This window comes from Clavibacter sp. B3I6, from assembly GCF_030816895.1.
Classification (GTDB): Bacteria; Actinomycetota; Actinomycetes; order Actinomycetales; family Microbacteriaceae; genus Clavibacter.
In genome coordinates, this window is sequence record NZ_JAUSYL010000001.1 from 283743 (window position 1) to 299286 (window position 15544).

Sequence of the window (15544 nt, forward strand, 5' to 3'; positions counted from 1 at the left end):
GATGTCAACACTCACCATCACCGACCTGCACGTCAGCGTCGACACCGAGCAGGGCCGCAAGCAGATCCTCAAGGGCGTCGACCTCACGATCAACGAGGGCGAGATCCACGCGATCATGGGCCCCAACGGCTCGGGCAAGTCCACGCTCGCGTACTCCATCGCGGGCCACCCCAAGTACCACGTCGACTCCGGCTCCGTCACCCTCGACGGCGTCGAGGTCCTCGACATGACGGTGGACGAGCGCGCCCGCGCGGGCCTGTTCCTCGCCATGCAGTACCCGGTCGAGATCCCCGGCGTCACGACCACGAACTTCCTCCGCACGGCGAAGACGGCGATCGACGGCGAGGCCCCGGCCATCCGCGGCTGGATCAAGGACGTCCGCACCTCCATGGCCGCGCTCAAGATGGACCCCGCGTTCGCGGAGCGCAACGTCAACGAGGGCTTCTCCGGCGGCGAGAAGAAGCGCAACGAGGTCCTGCAGCTCGAGCTGCTGAAGCCGAAGTTCGCGGTGCTCGACGAGACCGACTCCGGCCTCGACGTCGACGCGCTCAAGATCGTGTCCGAGGGCGTCAACCGCGCGAAGGCGAACACGGGCCTCGGGCTCCTGCTCATCACGCACTACACGCGCATCCTCCGCTACATCCAGCCCGACTTCGTCCACGTATTCGTGGCCGGGCGGGTCGCCGAGCAGGGCGGCCGCGAGCTGGCCGACCGCCTCGAGGAGGAGGGCTACGACCGCTTCCTCACGCCCTCCACCACGGTGACGGCGTGACCATGCAGAGCACGCTGCCCCCGCAGAAGTTCGACGAGGTCGAGGAGGCGCTGAAGGACGTGATGGATCCCGAGCTCGGGATCAACATCGTCGACCTCGGCCTCATCTACGACCTGGCGTGGGACGACGAGAACGACGCCCTCATCATCCACATGACGCTGACGTCCGCGGGCTGCCCGCTGACCGACGTGCTCGAGGAGCAGACCGCGGAGGCCCTCGACGGCGTCGTGGCCGCGTTCCGCATCAACTGGGTGTGGATGCCGCCGTGGGGCCCCGAGAAGATCACCGACGACGGGCGCGACATGATGCGGGCGCTCGGCTTCTCGATCTGAGACCCGCGGCCCGCGCCGCGACGACGACGGCCCCACCCGCCCGGGTGGGGCCGTCGTCGTGCGGGCCCGGGCCGCGCTCCCCGCCCCGGCGGGCCCTCCACGCCCGCGTCTCGTACACTGGACCGGTCGGGTCCGATGGACGCCCTCGACCGACCGGGCTCGACCCCCTCTGCTGCGGGTCGCCCTCCTCCCACGGACCGTGGGACATCCGCTGATCAGAAGGACCCCTCACCGTGCTCGCTGTACACGACCTGGAGCTGCGCGTCGGCGCCCGCGTCCTCATGGAGGACGTCTCGTTCCGGGTGAGCCCGGGGGACAAGATCGGCCTCGTCGGCCGCAACGGCGCGGGCAAGACCACGCTGACCAAGATCCTCGCGGGCGAGGGCCAGCCCACGGGCGGCCGCATCGACCGTTCCGGCGAGATCGGGTACCTGCCCCAGGATCCGCGTTCCGGCAACCCGGAGGACCTGGCGCGCACGCGCATCCTCGACGCCCGCGGCCTGGGCACGCTGTCGCTCGACATGCAGCGCGCGATGATCGACATGGCGTCGACCGACGACAAGGTCTCCGCGAAGGCGATGAAGGACTACGGCCGTCTCGAGGAGCGCTTCGTCGCACTCGGCGGGTACGCCGCGGAGGCGGAGGCCGCGTCGATCGCGAGCAACCTCAGCCTGCCCGACCGGATCCTCGACCAGCCGCTCAGCACGCTCTCCGGCGGCCAGCGCCGCCGCATCGAGCTCGCGCGCATCCTCTTCTCCGGCGCCGACACGATGCTCCTCGACGAGCCCACCAACCACCTCGACGCCGACTCCGTCACCTGGCTCCGCGAGTTCCTCAAGGGGTACCAGGGCGGGCTCATCGTGATCAGCCACGACGTGGAGCTCGTCGGCGACACCGTGAACCGCGTCTTCTACCTCGACGCGAACCGCATGGTCATCGACATCTACAACATGGGCTGGAAGCACTACCAGCGCCAGCGCGCCGCCGACGAGGAGCGCCGCAAGAAGGAGCGCGCCAACGTCGAGAAGAAGGCGGGCGTCCTGCAGCTGCAGGCCGCGAAGTTCGGCGCCAAGGCGTCGAAGGCCGCCGCCGCGCACCAGATGGTGCGGCGCGCGGAGAAGATGCTCTCCGGCCTCGAGGAGGTGCGCGCGGTCGACCGCGTCGCGAAGCTGCGCTTCCCCGAGCCCGTGGCCTGCGGGCGCACGCCGCTCATGGCGAGCGACCTCAGCAAGAACTACGGCTCGCTCGAGATCTTCACGGCCGTGGACCTCGCCATCGACCGCGGCAGCAAGGTGGTCATCCTCGGCCTCAACGGCGCCGGCAAGACGACGCTGCTGCGGATCCTCGCGGGGGTCGACCAGCCCGACACCGGGCGGCTCGAGCCCGGCCACGGACTGCGTGTCGGCTACTACGCGCAGGAGCACGAGACGATCGACGTCAAGCGCAGCGTGCTGGAGAACATGGTCTCCTCCTCGCCCGACATCTCCGAGATGGAGGCGCGCCGCGTCCTCGGCTCGTTCCTCTTCACGGGCGACGACTCGGCGAAGCCCGCGGGTGTGCTCTCGGGCGGCGAGAAGACCCGCCTGGCGCTGGCGATGATCGTCGTGTCCGGCGCCAACGTGCTGCTGCTCGACGAGCCCACCAACAACCTCGACCCCGCGAGCCGCGAGGAGATCCTCGGCGCGCTCAACACGTACTCGGGCGCCGTCGTGCTCGTCAGCCACGACTCCGGCGCGGTCGAGGCGCTCAACCCGGAGCGGGTCCTCATCATGCCGGACGGCACCGAGGACCACTGGAGCCCCGACTACATGGACCTCATCGAGCTGGCCTGATCCCCGCGAGCGTGCGTCAGCGCGCGTCGTCCAGGATCCGGTCCTCGACGTCCGCGTCCGACGGCCGCTTCCGGGCGCGCTTGGCCTGACGGGCGCGCTCGCGCTCTTGCTCCTCGGGGTCGTCCGCGTTGATGATCCGGTACTCGTTGCGCACCGCGATGCCGAGGCCCGCGAAGCCGATGATCGCGAACACGATCCACTGGAACGCGTACGACAGGTGCGGGCCCTCGTCCTCGGCCGGGCGCGGCGTCGCGAACGGCGCGGCCTCGGCGGGGGCGGGGCTCTCGGAGATCAGCAGCCCGTAGGCCCCGGTGTACGTCGGCGCGTCCACGCGACCGGCGATGTCCGGCAGGTGCACCGTGGCGATCTGCCCGGCGGGCGCGGAGCGGCCCGGCAGCTCCGGCTCGCCCGCCTTCAGCCGCGCGGTCACCGTGACCTGGCCCTCGGGAGGCGCGGGCACGGAGTCGGGGGAGTCCTGCGAGTTGCCGATGGGCACCCAGCCGCGGTCGACCACGAAGACGCGGCCGTCCTCCAGGCGGAGCGGGGTGAGGACCTCGAAGCCGGGCTGGCCGTTGAAGGGGCGGTTGCGCGCCAGGAGCTGCTCGTCGACCAGGTAGGTGCCGGTCATGCTGACGGGCGTCCACTTCTGCGTGTCGACGTAGGAGGAGGTGTCGGCGAGCACCTGGTCGACCGGCAGGGGCGCGCTGTCCCAGTTGTCCTCGACCTTGGCGATCTCCGCCAGCGCCTCGTCGCGACGCGCGAACTGCCAGTGGCTGAGCAGCACGCACGCGATCGCGAAGACCACGGCGACCAGGAGGTACCCGGCCCAGCGCCGGTTGAGCACGAAGCGCCAGCGGGTCACGGGATCGCCCCCTCGACGGGTGCGTCGACGGCGGCCACGCGCACGGGGAAGTCCCGGCCGGCCAGGAAGTCGCGGAGGAAGCCGACGTGCTCGTCGCACGCCGTCCAGGTCTTCACCCGGTCGGCGGTGTGGATGCGCGGGTTGCGCCACTCGACGCGCCAGGCGGCGTCCGCACGGCAGCCGGCGCGCGAGCACTCGACGACGTCGGACGACGGCCCGGCGGACCCGAGGCCCCAGGAGGCGAGACCGCTCACGTCGCGTCGGGGTTCTCGGACGTGGGGGCGTCCCCGGCGGGAGCAGGTCGGGCCCCCGTCGTCGGCGTCGGGCCGCGCCCCGTCTCGTACGTCGTGAAGGACGCGGGCATCGTGAACGGCTCGGACGGCATGGAGGGCTCGGAGGACGCGTACGGTGCGGATGCCGCGAACGGCGTCGACCCCGCGGCGGGCGCCGAGGCCTCGGCCGGCGGCGGGAACCCGGAGTGGCGCGCGGACACGGCCACGACGCCGCCCGGACGCTCGACCGCGGTGCCCTGGTTGCCGCCGACGTTCGCGAGGATGACCGCGAAGTAGGGGAGGACCACGGCGCCGATGGCGGCGACGGCCAGCCACCAACCCTCGAGGAAGAGGCAGGACAGGATGCAGACCATGCGGATGGTCATGGCGATGGTGTACTTCACCATGCGGGCATGGCGGTCCTCCTGCGGGGACCGGGGGAGGCTGGTGACCGACTGCTGCGGGGTGGGCATGGGTGGATGGCGTCCTTCGGGGGCGCGTCGCGCGCCCCATCGGAACCAGGGTACGCCGACCCACCGATAGGCTCGTCCGAGTCCGCAAGCCCCCTCCAAGCCGTAATGGAAGGTCCCCACATGAGCATCGCACGCACCGTCGTCGTCACCGGAGGCAACAGGGGGATCGGGTTCGCGATCGCCGAGGAGATGCTCCGCCGCGGACACCGCGTCGCGGTCACGGCCCGCTCGGGCGAGGGCCCCGAGGGTAGCTTCACGGTCCGCGCGGACGTCACCGACGCGGCGTCCGTGGACGGCGCCTTCGCGGAGGTCGAGGCCGCGTACGGTCCCGTCGAGGTCGTGGTCGCCAACGCCGGAATCACGCGCGACATGCTCATGATGCGCATGAGCGACGACGACTTCACCGAGGTCGTGGACACCAACCTCGGTGGCGCCTTCCGCGTCGTCAAGCGCGCGTCGAAGGGCATGCTCAAGGCGCGCTTCGGGCGCATCGTCCTCATCTCCAGCGTCGTCGGCCTCTACGGGTCCGGCGGCCAGGTCAACTACGCCGCGTCCAAGAGCGGTCTGGTCGGCCTCGCCCGCTCGATCACGCGCGAGCTCGGCGGCCGCGGCATCACCGCCAACGTCGTCGCCCCCGGCTTCATCGAGACCGACATGACGGCCGAGCTGCCCGAGGCCACCGCCGCGGAGTACAAGAAGTCCATCCCCGCCGGCCGCTACGGCACGGCCGCCGAGGTCGCGGGCGTCGTGGCCTGGATCTCCTCCGACGAGGCGGCCTACATCTCCGGCGCGGTCATCCCCGTCGACGGCGGCCTCGGCATGGGCCACTGACGCCGCTCGCCGAGGAGCGCGCCGTGTCCGACCTCCTGGCGGCCTGGGACGCGGGTCCCGCCGTGCTCACCGAGCTGGGGGCCACGCACAACCACGCCTACCGCGTCGACGTCGACGGCGGAGCCCGGTACCTGCTGCGCCTGCACGTCGCGCGCCGTCAGCAGCACGAGATCGACCTGGAGCTCGACTGGCTGGCGATGCTCGCCGCCCGGGGCGGCCCGTCGGTGCCGGTCCCGCAGCGCACGCGCGCCGGATCCTGGACGGCCACGGTCGAGGTGCCGGTCCCCGACGACGACGAGGTGGGCCTCCGCCGCGCGGTGGTCGGCGCATCCGGCGGCCGCGTGGAGCGGCGCCTCGCGACCCTCCTCACCTGGCACGACGGCGAGATGCTGAGCAGCCTCCCCGCGTCCTCGGACGCGGGGCCGTTCGCCGAGACGCTGGCCGCCCTGCACGCCGCGGGCGCGGATCCGGCCGCCGTCGCGCTCGCGGGCCAGCGCCGCCGCTACGACGCCGACTACGCGACGACGCGGCTCGAGCGCCTGGTCGAGGGCTACCCCGGCATCATGGCCGACGGCTCCACGGCGGAGGCGCTGGCCGCGGCGATCGCGGAGCTGCGCGCGACGCTCGCGCAGGCCGGGCCGCCGATCATGGTGCACGGCGACTACCACCCGGGCAACCTGATCCAGGGGCCCACCGGCGTCTCCGTCATCGACTTCGACCGGTGCGGGCTGGGTCCCGCGGGCCTCGACGTCGCCGCGGCGATCATGTACCTGGCGCCCCGGCAGCGCGCCCAGTTCCACCGCGCCTACACGGCCGCGGGCGGCAGCACGGGCGTCCCGGACGAGCGCTTCGGCGCCTTCATCTTCCTGGCGTACCTCGACAACGTGACCCACCTCGCGAGCCTGCCGTCGGAGCGGGAGCGGATGCCCGCGAACATCGCGCAGCTGGCGGCCATCGCCCGCGCGGTCGTCGCGGGCTGACCCGCGGCCGCCGCGGCCGCCGCGACGGCCGCGACGGCCGCGTCAGCTGGGGAGGCCGAGGAGCGCGAGGACCTGCGCGAGGTCGCGGCGATCGACGCACACGTCCGCGCGTCGGCGGACGGCCGGCTTCGCGTCGAACGCGACCGACAGGCCGGCGACGGCCATCATCTCGAGGTCGTTGGCACCGTCGCCCACCGCGACGATCCGGGCGAGCGGGATCTCGAGCTCCCGGCTCCACTCCTCGACGGCCGCGCGCTTGGCCGCCGCGTCGATGACGGGACCGGAGACCCGGCCCGTGAGGCGCCCGTCGACGGACTCGAGCCGGTTCGCCCGCCAGAGGTCGAGCCCGAGGCGCTCGGCGAGCGGATCCAGCAGCTCGTGGAAGCCCCCCGAGACGACGGCGACGACGTGGCCGGCGTCGTGCAGCCCCGCGACCAGCCGCTCGGCGCCGGGCGTGAGGCGGATCCGGGAGCCGACCGTCGCGTGCACCGCGTCGGGCAGCCCCGCCAGCGTCGCCACCCGCGAGCGCAGGCTCTCGGCGAAGTCGAGCTCCCCGCGCATCGCCCGGTCGGTGACCGCGGCGACCTGCTCGAGCGAGCCCGCCTCCGCGGCCAGCAGCTCGATGGCCTCGTCCTCGATGAGGGTGGAGTCGACGTCGAGCACGACGAGCATGCGCGGGTGGGTGCGCGCGACGGACGTCGGCGCCGCGGGCGTCGGCGTCATCGGGAGGACGGCGCTCACGGGGTGACGCGCACGCCCTTGCCCACGACGGTGATGCCGCCGTCGGTCACGGTGAACCCGCGCTCGCGGTCGCGGTCGTGGTCGACGCCGACCGTCGCGCCGGGCGCGACCTCGACGTCCTTGTCGAGGATGGCGCGACGGATGTCCGCTCCCGCCCCGATGTGCACCTTGTCGAACACGATCGAGTCGACGATCCGCGCGCCGGACTCCGCGATGACCCACGGGCCGAGGACGCTGCGCTCCACGTGCGCACCGCTGATGACGCCGCCGAGCGACGTGATGGAGTCGATCATCGTGCCGGTGTTGCCCTGCGCGTCGCGGACGAACTTCGCGGGCGGGCTGTTGAGCTGCTGGCTGAAGATCGGCCAGTCCTTGTTGTAGAGGTTGAACACCGGCAGCGCCGAGATGAGGTCCTGGTGCGCGTCGAAGAAGGACTCGATCGTGCCGACGTCGCGCCAGTAGTACCGGTCGCGGTCGTTGGCGCCGGGGACCTCGTTGCGGTTGAGGTCGTAGACGCCGGCGTTCCCCTGCTCCACGAACCACGGGACGATGTCGCCGCCCATGTCGTGCGCGGACTCGGCGTTCTCGCCGTCGCGGCGCACCGCGTCGATGAGCTGGTCGGTGTCGAACACGTAGTTGCCCATGGAGGCGAGCACCTCGCCGGGGGAGTCGTCGAGCCCCACCGGGTCCTTCGGCTTCTCCAGGAATGCCCGGATGGCGGCCGGGTTCGCGGGATCGGTGTCGATCACGCCGAACTGGTCGGCGAGCTCGATGGGCTGCCGGATGGCGGCGACCGTGGCGCCGCGCCCCGACGCGATGTGAGCGTCGATCATCTGGCTGAAGTCCATGCGGTACACGTGGTCGGCGCCGACCACGACGACGATGTCGGGCTTCTCGTCGTTGATGAGGTTGAGGCTCTGCAGGATGGCGTCGGCCGACCCGCTGAACCACCGCTTGCCGAGCCGCTGCTGCGCGGGCACCGAGGCGATGTAGGAGTTGAGCATCTGGTTGAGGCGCCAGGTCTGCGACACGTGGCGGTCGAGGGAGTGCGACTTGTACTGGGTCAGCACGACGATCTGCGTGAGCCCCGAGTTGATGAGGTTCGACAGCGCGAAGTCGATCAGCCGGTACTGCCCGCCGAACGGGACGGCGGGCTTGGCCCGGTCCGCGGTGAGCGGCATGAGCCGCTTGCCCTCGCCGCCGGCGAGCACGATTCCAAAGATCTTCTTCGATGCCATTGCCCCAGCGTAGATGCACGCCAGGGCATGTACTAGCGTTCGACCAATGCGAGCAGACGTGATCACCAAGGAGTATCCGCCCGAGGTCTACGGGGGTGCCGGCGTGCACGTCACGGAGCTCGTGAAGGCCATGCGCCAGCAGACCGAGGTGGTCGTCCGCGCCTTCGGGGCGCCGCGGGACGAGCCCGGCGTCTTCTCCTACCCGGTCCCCGCGGAGCTCGCGGGCGCCAACGCGACGCTGCAGACCATGGCCGTCGACCTCGCCATCGCGAGCGACGTCGCGGGCGCCGACGTCGTCCACTCCCACACCTGGTACGCGAACCACGCGGGCCATGTGGCGTCGATGCTGCACGGCATCCCGCACGTCGTCACCGCGCACAGCCTCGAGCCCCTCCGGCCGTGGAAGGCGGAGCAGCTGGGCGGCGGCTACCGCGTCTCCAGCTGGATCGAGCGCACCGCCTACGAGGCGGCCGACGCCGTCATCGCCGTCAGCGACGGCATGAAGCGCGACATCCTCCGCTCGTACCCGGCGCTCGACGAGGACCGCGTGCACACCGTCTACAACGGGATCGACCTCGAGGCCTGGGCGCCCGTGCACGACGACGAGCTCGTCCGCTCCCTCGGCATCGACCCGTCGCGCCCCTCGGTCGTGTTCGTCGGCCGGATCACCCGGCAGAAGGGCCTGCCCTACCTCCTCCGCGCGGCGGCGCTGCTGCCCGCCGACGTGCAGATGGTGCTCTGCGCGGGGGCGCCGGACACCCCGCAGATCATGGAGGAGGTCACGGCCCTCGTCCGCGGCCTGCAGGAGGAGCGCTCCGGCGTCGTCTGGATCGACCGGCTCCTGCCGCGTCGCGAGCTGTCCGCCGTGCTCACAGCCGGCACGGTCTTCGTCTGCCCGTCCGTCTACGAGCCCCTCGGCATCGTGAACCTCGAGGCCATGGCGTGCGGCGCGCCCGTCGTGGGCACCGCCACGGGCGGGATCCCCGAGGTCGTCGACGACGGCGTCACCGGCCGGCTCGTCCCCATCGACCAGGCCACCGACGGCACGGGGACGCCCACCGACCCGGAGCGGTTCGTCCGCGACCTCGCCGCGGCCCTCACCGAGGTCGTGCAGGATCCGGACGCCGCCCGCCGCATGGGCGAGGCCGGCCGGGTGCGCGCCGAGCGCGAGTTCGGCTGGGACCGGATCGCCCGCCAGACCGAGGCGATCTACGCGTCGATCCTGCGCTGACCGCGCGTCGGCCAGGCCCCGCCGGGTCGTCCGCGGACCTCTCCCGGGCGGGCCGCACGCGGGGTCCGGGCCGGTAGACTCGTGGGCATGAGCCACGTCCTCTCCCTGTCCGGAGTGTCCTTCGTCCGGAACGGGACGACCATCCTCGACCGCGTGGACTGGACGGTGGACGGCGACGAGCGCTGGGTCGTCCTCGGGCCGAACGGCGCGGGCAAGACGAGCCTCCTGCAGATCGCCTCCGCCATGGTGCACCCGTCCTCGGGCACGGCCACGGTCCTAGACCACGAGCTCGGCCGCGTCGACGTGTTCGAGCTGCGCTCGCGCATCGGCTTCGCCTCCACCGCCATGGCCCGGCGCATCCCCGCCGACGAGACCGTGCTCGACGTGGTCCTCACGGCGGCGTACTCGGTCACCGGCCGCTGGAACGAGGACTACGAGGACATCGACGTGCGCCGCGCCCAGCGCGTGCTCGCGGAATGGCGCCTCGACCACCTCGAGCAGCGCCGCTTCGGGACGCTGAGCGACGGCGAGCAGAAGCGCGTCCAGATCGCCCGCTCGATCATGACGGACCCCGAGCTCCTGCTCCTCGACGAGCCGGCCGCGAGCCTCGACCTCGGCGCCCGCGAGGAGCTCCTGCAGCTCCTCGGCGGCTACGCATCGGCACCCGAGGCGCCCGGCATCGTCATGGTCACGCACCACGTGGAGGAGATCCCGCGCGGGTTCACGCACGGCCTGCTCCTGCGCGAGGGCCAGGTCGTCGCAGCCGGCCCGCTCGGGGACGTCATCACGGTCGAGACCCTCGGGCGCACCTTCGGCCTCGAGCTCGAGGTCACGCAGGACGACGGGCGCTTCACCGCCCGCGCCGTCCGCTCCTGATCCCGTCCCGGCGCGCTCCGGCGCGCCGACCCGCGGCGGGCACCCGTCTGGTAGGCTCGTCCACTGGTCCGGTGATCATCCCGGCCGCCCACGCTTCCCACGCAGACACCAGAAACGACGAAGGACACCCCCGATGAAGACCGCCATCCACCCCCAGTACGCCCCGGTCGTCTTCCGCGACCTCGCCTCCGGTGAGACCTTCCTCACGCGCTCCACCGTGGGCAGCTCGAAGACCATCGAGTGGGAGGACGGCAACACGTACCCCGTCATCGACGTCGAGATCTCGAGCGCCTCGCACCCGTTCTACACGGGCAAGCAGCGCATCATGGACTCCGCCGGCCGCGTCGAGAAGTTCAACTCGCGCTACGCGGGCTTCGGCAAGAAGTAGCAGCCACCCGCTGCAGCACGAAGGGCGCCCGGCTCCGGCCGGGCGCCCTTCGTCGTCCCCGTCGTGCCGCGGACCGGGCACGGTGCAGCGCCGGGGGCGGCGGGTCAGGATCCGACGTGCCGCTCCGGCCACGCGCCCGACGTCGTGAAGGCGGGGTCGCGCGTGCGGCGCATGTAGTCCTGGAAGCTCTCGGCCTGGACGCGGGACCAGTCGACCTGCCGGTCGTGCAGGTCGAGCACGGGGATGTCGAGCTGGTCCGCGTAGCGCCCGGCGATGGCCTGGGCGACGCGGCCCGCGGCGATGGCGTCGGCGCCCGCGTCGTGCGCGTCGTCGAGCCGCACGCCGTAGTGCTCGGCCGCGACGGACAGGGTGCGCTTGCCGCGGCGGTACGTGTCGACCGCCTTGTCGATGACGAGCGGGTCGATGACGGGGCCGGTGTCCCGGAGCGGCTCCACGCCGTGCCGCACGGCCTCGCGGTTGAGGAGCGTGAGGTCGTAGGGCGCGTTGTAGACGACGAGCGCGAGGCCGCGCGCGAACATCTCGCGGATGGTGGTCACGATCTCGAGCACCACGGCCGCGGCGTCCCGCCCCTCCGCCTGCGCGCGCTCCGTCGTGACGCCGTGGATGGCCGCGGCGCCCGCGGGGATCTCGACGCCGGGGTCCGCGAGCCAGTCGTGGCGCTCGAGGACCTCGCCCCGCTCGTCCAGCACGACGATGCACGCCGTGACGATGCGCGCGGTCTCGACGTCCACCCCCGTCGTCTCGAGGTCGAACGAGGCCAGGGTGTCGTGCCAGCGGGAGGTCATCCTGTAGATGCTACGGGCGACCGCCGATGGCGGGCGCGCCCATGTGCAGCCAGTAGAAGCTCTGCGTGGCGAGTGTGAGGGTCAGGCGGCCGTCGTCGCCGACGGTCGGGAAGACGCCGCCGCCGAACAGGTCGTACAGCTGGGATCCCGCGAAGTCCGACGCGTCGATCGTGACCGAGACCGGGTTGTGCGCGAACGAGAAGACGCAGAGCACGTCCTCGGCGCGGTCGCCGAAGTGCGTGCCGCTGCCCTCGTAGGAGCGCACGAACGCGAGCACGCTCTCGTGGTCGGTCGGCAGGACCGTGATGGTGCCCTGGCCGAACACCGGGTGCGCCTTCCGCACGTGGATGACGTTGCGGACCCAGTGCAGCAGCGAGCGGGACTGCGCGAGCTGCGACTCCACGTTGATCTGCGCGTAGTTGTAGACGAGCGACTGCACGACGGGCAGGTAGAGCTTCCCCGGGTCGGCGGTGGAGAAGCCGGCGTTGCGGTCCGGGGTCCACTGCATGGGCGTGCGCGACGCGTCGCGGTCCGGGAGCCAGATGTTGTCGCCCATGCCGATCTCGTCCCCGTAGTAGAGGAACGGGCTGCCGGGCAGCGAGAACAGGAGCGCGTGCACGAGCTCGAGCTCGGCGCGCGAGTTGTCGAGGAGCGGGGCCAGGCGGCGCCGGATGCCGATGTTGACGCGCATGCGCGGGTCGTACGCGTACCAGCCGTACATGGCCTGGCGGTACTCCTCGCTCACCATCTCGAGCGTGAGCTCGTCGTGGTTGCGGAGGAAGACGCCCCACGCCGCCGCGTCCGGGATCTCGAACGTCTCGCTCATGATCCGCTTCAGCTCGTCCGCGGTCTGCGAGCGGAGGGAGTAGAAGATGCGCGGCATGATCGGGAAGTCGAACGCCATGTGGCACTCCGGCTCCTCCTCGGTGCCGAGGAACGCGGAGACCTCACGGGGCCACTGGTTGGCCTCGGCGATGAGGATCCGGCCCGGGTACTCCTCGTCGACCATGGCGCGCAGGCGCTTGAGGAACTCGTGGGTGGCGGGCTCGCCCTCGCCGTTGCCCTCCTCGGTCTCGTAGAGGTACGGGATCGCGTCGAGGCGGAGGCCGTCGACGCCCATGTCGAGCCAGTGGCGGATGACGCCGTAGATGGCCTCGTGCACCTTCGGGTTGTCGAAGTTGAGGTCGGGCTGGTGCGAGAAGAAGCGGTGGAAGAAGAACTGGCGGCGCACCGGGTCGAAGGTCCAGTTGGACTCCTCGGTGTCGACGAAGATGACGCGGATGTCCTCGTACTTCTCGTCGGTGTCGCTCCACACGTAGAAGTCGCCGTAGGGGCCGTCCGGGTCGGAGCGGGACTGCTGGAACCACTCGTGCTGGTCGGACGTGTGGTTCATCACGAGGTCGATGACGATGCGCATGTTCCGCTCGTGCGACTTGGTGACGAGCTCCTTGAAGTCGTCGAGGGTGCCGAACTCGGGCAGCACGGCCATGTAGTCGCTGATGTCGTAGCCGCCGTCGCGGAGCGGGGACTGGAAGAACGGGGGCAGCCACAGGCCGTCGATGCCGAGCCACTGCAGGTAGTCGAGCTTGGAGATGAGGCCCTGTATGTCGCCCGTGCCGTCGCCGTTGGAGTCGACGAAGGAGCGGATCATCACCTCGTAGAAGACCGAGCGCTTGTACCACTGCTTGTCGAGGGTGAGTCCGGGCAGGGTGATGGGGGCGGTGAAGCTCACGGTTCTCCTCGTGGGGGCGACGGGGCGTCGACGGAAGGGCGGGGAAGGCTCGTGGGCAACTCTAGGCGGGGCGGACGAGCGCCGGAGGCCCGGCGCGCCCGGGGGCGCGGGCGGCCGCCGCTCGTAGACTCGACCCCGATGACCGTCCCCTCGCCCTACGCCGCCCAGCTCGATCGCATCCCCGTGGTCCGCCGCACCGTCGACCTCCTCGGGAGCCGCACCGCCTGGTGGGAGTACGGGCCCGCGGACGCCGAGCAGGTGCTCGTCGTCGTGCACGGGTTCCGCGGGGACCACCACGGGCTCGAGCCGGTCGTGGCGCAGCTGCCGGGCGTGCGGATCCTCTCGCCCGACCTCCCGGGCTTCGGCGACTCGACGCCGCTCGCGGACGCGCGGCACGACATCCCCGGCTACTCCGCGTGGCTCCGCGCGTTCGTCGACGCGACGGGCACGCGCGACGCGACCGTGCTCGGGCACTCGTTCGGGTCCATCGTCGTGTCGGCCGCGCTCGCCGACGGGCTGCCCGCCCCGCGGGCGGTCCTCGTGAACCCGATCGCCGCGCCCGCGCTCGAGGGGCCGCGCGGGATCCTCACCCGCCTCGCCGTCCTCTACTACCGCGCCGCCGCGGTGCTGCCCGAGCGCGCGGGGTTCGGCCTGCTGCGCAACCGCGCCATCGTGCGCGTGATGAGCGAGGCCATGGCGAAGACCCGCGACCGCGGCCTCCGCCGGTGGATCAACGACCAGCACGACCGCTTCTTCAGCGCCTTCAGCGACCGCCGCGTGGTGCTCGAGGCCTTCCGCGCGTCGGTGTCGTCGGACGCGAGCACGTACGCGTCGCGCGTGCGGATCCCCGTGCTGCTGGTCGCCGCCGAGCGCGACGACATCACCCCCGTCGCGGCCCAGCACCGCCTGCGCACGCTGTTCGCCGACGCGCGGCTCGAGGTGATCCCGCGGGTCGGGCACCTCATCCACTACGAGACGCCGGGGGAGGCCGCGGGCTTCGTCCGCCGCTTCCTCGACGAGGGGAGCGCGTCGTGAGGCTCGTGTTCGACTGCCGGTACACGCGCATCGGCCGGCACGACGGGATCAGCCGCTACGGCGCCGAGCTCGTCGCGCGGCTGGGCGCGCGCTTCGACGTGACCATGCTCATCAGCGACCACCGCCAGCTCGCGCTCCTGCCCGACCTCCCGTGGCAGATGGTCAGCTCGCCCACCGGGCCCCGCGAGCCGTGGGTCGCGCGCCGGATCTCCCGGCTGCGACCGGACGTCGTCTACAGCCCGATGCAGACCATGGGCTCGCGCGGGCGCACGTACCCGCTCGTGCTCACGCTGCACGACCTCATCTACTACCGCCACCGCCGCCCGCCGCGCGACCTGCCCGCGCCCGTGCGTGCCCTGTGGCGCGCGTTCCACCTGGCGTGGTGGCCCCAGCGGCTCCTGCTCGACCGGGCGGACGCGATCGTCACGGTGAGCGAGACGACGCGCGGCCTCATCCGCCGCCACCGGCTGACGACCCGGCCCGTGGTCGTGGTGCCGAACGCGGCGGAGCTCGTGCCCGCCCCCGACGGGACGCCGGACGGGCCGCGGGACGCCCCGGAGGAGCGGACGCTCGTCTACATGGGCTCGTACATGCCCTACAAGAACGTCGAGACGCTCGTGCGCGCGGCGGACGACCTGCCCGAGCACGAGCTGGAGCTCATGAGCCGCATCGTCCCGGCGGAGCGCGAGCGGCTGGAGGCGTTGGCCGACGGCGCCCGGCTGGTCTTCCGCGACGGCGCGAGCGACGCCGAGTACGCCGCGACCCTGCGCCGCGCCACCGCGCTCCTCACCGCGTCGCGTGACGAGGGCTTCGGCATCCCGGTCGTGGAGGCGATGAGCGTCGGCCTGCCGGTCGTGGTCAGCGACATCCCGATCTTCCGCGAGATCGGCGGCGACGCGGCCGTGTACGTCGACCCCGACGACCCCGAGGGGTTCGCCGCGGCCGTGCGCGCGCTGGAGGACCCGGCGGAGTGGCGGCGGCGCTCGGCGGCGTGCTCCGCGCGCGCGGCCGAGTACGGCTGGGGCCGCTCGGCCGCGGTGCTCGGCGACCTCCTGGAGCAGGTCGCGCGCACGGGGCGCCGAGGCGCCTGAGCGCGCGACCGGACCGCCGATCCGGCGACGTGCCGGGACCGCGTGCGGGTGA

17 protein-coding genes are annotated in these 15544 nt (G+C 72.2%); 10 read left to right on the forward strand and 7 right to left on the reverse strand.

Going from position 1 to position 15544, the window contains the following annotated elements; translation table 11 throughout:
- The first annotated feature begins 1 nt into the window (after position 1).
- From sufC to QFZ62_RS01320, 3 genes are all read left to right on the forward strand, one after another.
- Positions 2 to 772 (forward strand): Fe-S cluster assembly ATPase SufC, encoded by a 771-nt coding sequence (gene sufC / locus QFZ62_RS01310; protein WP_053774582.1) that lies wholly within the window; start codon positions 2 to 4, stop codon positions 770 to 772.
- A 2-nt stretch (positions 773 to 774) separates the two neighbouring features.
- Positions 775 to 1104 (forward strand): metal-sulfur cluster assembly factor, encoded by a 330-nt coding sequence (locus QFZ62_RS01315; protein WP_191149136.1) that lies wholly within the window; start codon positions 775 to 777, stop codon positions 1102 to 1104.
- A 233-nt stretch (positions 1105 to 1337) separates the two neighbouring features.
- Entirely contained in the window at positions 1338 to 2936 is a 1599-nt protein-coding gene (locus tag QFZ62_RS01320) for an ABC-F family ATP-binding cassette domain-containing protein (RefSeq protein WP_307500959.1), read from the forward strand.
- 16 nt (positions 2937 to 2952) lie between these two features.
- Here the strand turns inward: QFZ62_RS01320 and QFZ62_RS01325 are convergent, their stop codons facing one another.
- Genes QFZ62_RS01325 through QFZ62_RS01335 form a run of 3 tightly spaced genes read right to left on the reverse strand, consistent with a single transcriptional unit; the run spans position 2953 to position 4543 of the window.
- The gene (locus tag QFZ62_RS01325) at positions 2953 to 3798 is read right to left on the reverse strand and encodes an SURF1 family protein (protein ID WP_307500960.1); all 846 of its coding nucleotides are present in this window, start codon (positions 3796 to 3798) and stop codon (positions 2953 to 2955) included.
- Complete coding sequence (locus QFZ62_RS01330) at positions 3795 to 4052, reverse strand: hypothetical protein (RefSeq protein WP_307500961.1); 258 nt, start codon at positions 4050 to 4052, stop codon at positions 3795 to 3797. Before QFZ62_RS01330 ends, QFZ62_RS01325 begins: the two co-directional genes overlap by 4 nt.
- Complete coding sequence (locus tag QFZ62_RS01335; protein ID WP_307500962.1) at positions 4049 to 4543, reverse strand: DUF3099 domain-containing protein; 495 nt, start codon at positions 4541 to 4543, stop codon at positions 4049 to 4051. Before QFZ62_RS01335 ends, QFZ62_RS01330 begins: the two co-directional genes overlap by 4 nt.
- 120 nt (positions 4544 to 4663) lie before the next feature.
- Here QFZ62_RS01335 and fabG point away from each other — a divergent pair, with 120 nt between their 5' ends.
- Together fabG and QFZ62_RS01345 are read left to right on the forward strand one after the other, a co-directional pair.
- A complete protein-coding gene (gene fabG, locus QFZ62_RS01340) occupies positions 4664 to 5374 on the forward strand; it encodes a 3-oxoacyl-ACP reductase FabG (RefSeq protein WP_307500963.1) in 711 nt (236 codons plus the stop codon).
- A 23-nt stretch (positions 5375 to 5397) separates the two neighbouring features.
- Positions 5398 to 6354, forward strand: coding sequence for a phosphotransferase enzyme family protein (locus QFZ62_RS01345; protein WP_307500964.1), 957 nt, complete (start codon positions 5398 to 5400; stop codon positions 6352 to 6354).
- A gap of 42 nt (positions 6355 to 6396) precedes the next feature.
- Here QFZ62_RS01345 and serB read toward each other — a convergent pair whose 3' ends face one another.
- Both serB and QFZ62_RS01355 read right to left on the reverse strand, forming a co-directional pair.
- Complete coding sequence (gene serB / locus QFZ62_RS01350; RefSeq protein WP_373425929.1) at positions 6397 to 7095, reverse strand: phosphoserine phosphatase SerB; 699 nt, start codon at positions 7093 to 7095, stop codon at positions 6397 to 6399.
- The gene (locus QFZ62_RS01355) at positions 7092 to 8333 is read right to left on the reverse strand and encodes a glucose-1-phosphate adenylyltransferase (RefSeq protein WP_104289226.1); all 1242 of its coding nucleotides are present in this window, start codon (positions 8331 to 8333) and stop codon (positions 7092 to 7094) included. The genes serB and QFZ62_RS01355 overlap by 4 nt, the downstream gene beginning before the upstream one ends.
- 46 nt (positions 8334 to 8379) lie before the next feature.
- On the opposite strand from QFZ62_RS01355, the gene glgA reads away from it, so the two are divergent.
- From glgA to QFZ62_RS01370, 3 genes are all read left to right on the forward strand, one after another.
- Positions 8380 to 9564, forward strand: a complete 1185-nt coding sequence (gene glgA / locus QFZ62_RS01360; RefSeq protein WP_307500965.1) for a glycogen synthase — start codon at positions 8380 to 8382, stop codon at positions 9562 to 9564.
- 87 nt (positions 9565 to 9651) lie between these two features.
- Entirely contained in the window at positions 9652 to 10440 is a 789-nt protein-coding gene (locus QFZ62_RS01365; protein ID WP_307500966.1) for an ABC transporter ATP-binding protein, read from the forward strand.
- 133 nt (positions 10441 to 10573) lie between these two features.
- Complete coding sequence (locus QFZ62_RS01370) at positions 10574 to 10828, forward strand: type B 50S ribosomal protein L31 (RefSeq protein WP_191146726.1); 255 nt, start codon at positions 10574 to 10576, stop codon at positions 10826 to 10828.
- Between the two features lie 104 nt (positions 10829 to 10932).
- Here the strand turns inward: QFZ62_RS01370 and QFZ62_RS01375 are convergent, their stop codons facing one another.
- Positions 10933 to 11634, reverse strand: a complete 702-nt coding sequence (locus QFZ62_RS01375) for a 3'-5' exonuclease (protein ID WP_307500967.1) — start codon at positions 11632 to 11634, stop codon at positions 10933 to 10935.
- A gap of 10 nt (positions 11635 to 11644) precedes the next feature.
- Complete coding sequence (gene treS / locus QFZ62_RS01380; RefSeq protein ID WP_307500968.1) at positions 11645 to 13366, reverse strand: maltose alpha-D-glucosyltransferase; 1722 nt, start codon at positions 13364 to 13366, stop codon at positions 11645 to 11647.
- A gap of 138 nt (positions 13367 to 13504) precedes the next feature.
- On the opposite strand from treS, the gene QFZ62_RS01385 reads away from it, so the two are divergent.
- Together QFZ62_RS01385 and QFZ62_RS01390 are read left to right on the forward strand one after the other, a co-directional pair.
- The gene (locus QFZ62_RS01385) at positions 13505 to 14401 is read left to right on the forward strand and encodes an alpha/beta fold hydrolase (RefSeq protein WP_307500969.1); all 897 of its coding nucleotides are present in this window, start codon (positions 13505 to 13507) and stop codon (positions 14399 to 14401) included.
- Positions 14398 to 15492, forward strand: coding sequence for a glycosyltransferase family 1 protein (locus QFZ62_RS01390; protein WP_307500970.1), 1095 nt, complete (start codon positions 14398 to 14400; stop codon positions 15490 to 15492). The genes QFZ62_RS01385 and QFZ62_RS01390 overlap by 4 nt, the downstream gene beginning before the upstream one ends.
- The last annotated feature ends 52 nt before the right edge of the window (positions 15493 to 15544 follow it).

Bases quoted from the DNA above. Each gene is read 5' to 3' on its own strand.
- sufC (WP_053774582.1), top strand. From the start codon at position 2: ATGTCAACACTCACCATCACCGACCTGCACGTCAGCGTCGACACCGAG.
- QFZ62_RS01315 (WP_191149136.1), top strand. From the start codon at position 775: ATGCAGAGCACGCTGCCCCCGCAGAAGTTCGACGAGGTCGAGGAGGCG.
- QFZ62_RS01335 (WP_307500962.1), bottom strand. From the start codon at position 4,543: ATGCCCACCCCGCAGCAGTCGGTCACCAGCCTCCCCCGGTCCCCGCAG.
- fabG (WP_307500963.1), top strand. From the start codon at position 4,664: ATGAGCATCGCACGCACCGTCGTCGTCACCGGAGGCAACAGGGGGATC.
- QFZ62_RS01355 (WP_104289226.1), bottom strand. From the start codon at position 8,333: ATGGCATCGAAGAAGATCTTTGGAATCGTGCTCGCCGGCGGCGAGGGC.
- glgA (WP_307500965.1), top strand. From the start codon at position 8,380: ATGCGAGCAGACGTGATCACCAAGGAGTATCCGCCCGAGGTCTACGGG.
- QFZ62_RS01365 (WP_307500966.1), top strand. From the start codon at position 9,652: ATGAGCCACGTCCTCTCCCTGTCCGGAGTGTCCTTCGTCCGGAACGGG.
- QFZ62_RS01370 (WP_191146726.1), top strand. From the start codon at position 10,574: ATGAAGACCGCCATCCACCCCCAGTACGCCCCGGTCGTCTTCCGCGAC.
- QFZ62_RS01375 (WP_307500967.1), bottom strand. From the start codon at position 11,634: ATGACCTCCCGCTGGCACGACACCCTGGCCTCGTTCGACCTCGAGACG.
- QFZ62_RS01385 (WP_307500969.1), top strand. From the start codon at position 13,505: ATGACCGTCCCCTCGCCCTACGCCGCCCAGCTCGATCGCATCCCCGTG.